The following is a 2,007-nucleotide window of genomic DNA, read 5'->3' on the forward strand; positions in this document are numbered from 1 at the left end:
CCCCGGCACGCGGAACGGGAATCTTCGTCCCGGGCGCCGACGGCTTGCCTCCGCCCGGCTTGTCCTCGTCCCTCGGCGGCTCGAACAGCTCGGGCAGCTCGATGCCGCCGACGAAGCCGGGGACCGGCTCACCGAACGTACGGCTGCCGCTCCCGTCGCCGTAGGGACTGGTGTCGACGCGCCACCAGTCGGGGTTCGACTCCTCGGGGCCCAGTTCGTCCATGCCCGCGAGGTGGGGCGCCGAGGCGCCCGTCGCGGCGGTGGCCGCCGGCGGCGACGGTGCGGCCTCAGATGTGCGCCTGGGGGAGGCCCGCTTCCACAAGGACACCTTCGGGTCCTCGCCGAACCGGTCGTCGTCCGAGCCGCTCCGCGGCATCGGCACGCCCGAGGCGGAAGCCGTCTTCGCGGAACCCGTCCACGCGGATCCGCCACCCGACCCGGTCGCCCCGGAGACGACCTCCTCGGGCTTGCCCAGCCTGGCGAGGATCTTCCGCACGGCGGCCTTGCTCTCCGCGCCGCCCTCCTCGGCCCGCAGCCTGTCGATCCGTCCGCGCAGCCCGCTCACCAGCCGCGCACGCTCGGCGGCCGTCATCGACGTGCGGTGAGCCAGATCGCCGATCCGGCTCAGATAGTCGAACACGAGCTGATCGCTCTCGATCCCCACCAATTCCCCAACGACTGCGTGACTTTGGCGCCTGCCCTGCCACTTGCCAGGCTCGAACACGACGGTACCGCGCCATGCGCCCCGGGGACGCGGGCGACCGGCTCGCGGACGCCCCGCTAACGTGGTGTGGATGAGCACCGAGCAGAACGGCGGTAGCCCCGCCCCCCGTACGCTCGCCGACGATCTGCGCTCCCGCGACGACGGAGCGCTCGCCGAGCTGCTCCGCACCCGCCCGGATCTGCTCTCGCCCGTGCCCAACGACCTCACCCAGCTCGCCACCCGTGCGGGCACCAGGGCCTCCGTCGTACGTGCGGTCGAGCGGCTGGACCGCTTCGCGCTCCAGACCGCGGAGGCCATCGCCGTCGCGCCGGACCCCTGTCCGTACGAGACCCTCGTCGCGCTCCTCGCGGGCGATCCCGAAGGCATGGATCCCACCGGCGACCCCGCTTACGACGTCCCCGGTGAACTGCCCCGCGCGCTACGCACTCTGCGCGCACAGGCACTGCTGTGGGGCGAGGACGACAAGCTGCGCCTCGTACGCACCGTCCGCGAACTGCTGACCCCAAACCCTTCCGCGCCCTCCCCCACCGGCCTCGGGCCGACGCTGGCAGAAGCGACCGCGGGCATGTCGCCGGGACGGCTGCAGGAGATCCTCGCCATGGCGGGCCTACCCGGCACCCATGATCCGGTGAGCGCGCTGGCCTCGCTCACCTCGCTCTTCACCGACCGCGCCCGCACCGCCGAACTCCTCGACGGCGCACCCCCGCAGTCCCTCGTCATGCTCGACAAGCTGCGCTGGGGCCCGCCCTACGGTTCCGTACAGGCCGACGCCCCCTCGCTTCCCGTGACTTGGCTGCTCGACCGCGCGCTGCTCGTACGCTCCTCGTCCCGCACCGTCGTGCTTCCGAGGGAAGTCGCCCTGCACCTTCGCGCGGGCCGCGCCCACCGGGACGTCGAACCGCTGCCCCCCTCCCTCATCGCCAGGCGCGAGTATCCGGTGGAGACGGTCGACGCGGCGGCCGCGAGCCAGGTCCTCGGCGCCCTGGGCACCCTGGAGGACCTGCTGGCCGACTGGGAGTCGGACCCGCCTTCCGTGCTCCGTGCCGGCGGCCTGGGCGTACGCGACCTCAAGCGCACCGCCACCGTGCTCGACGTGCCCGAGCCCACAGCGGCCTTCTGGATCGAACTCGCTTACGCCGCGGGCCTGTTGGCCCCCGACGGCGAACCCGACGAGCGGTACGCGCCCACCCCGGCCCACGACGAATGGCTGCGCCTTCCCGCGCACGAGCGCTGGGCCCACATCGTCGTCCGCTGGCTCACCGGCACCCGCGTCCCGGGGCTGG

Annotated in this window: 2 pseudogenes; one reads left to right on the forward strand and one right to left on the reverse strand. The window is 73.4% G+C overall.

The window, feature by feature from the left end:
- Window positions 1-664 (reverse strand): annotated as a pseudogene (locus H5J26_RS30530) (hypothetical protein); the annotation flags it as partial.
- Between the two features lie 130 nt (window positions 665-794).
- Between H5J26_RS30530 and H5J26_RS30535 the strand changes: the two are divergent.
- Window positions 795-2,007: pseudogene (locus H5J26_RS30535) on the forward strand (DNA-binding protein); the annotation flags it as partial.

Source organism: Streptomyces albidus (ex Kaewkla and Franco 2022), assembly GCF_013870515.1.
Taxonomy (GTDB): Bacteria; Actinomycetota; Actinomycetes; order Streptomycetales; family Streptomycetaceae; genus Streptomyces; species Streptomyces albidus.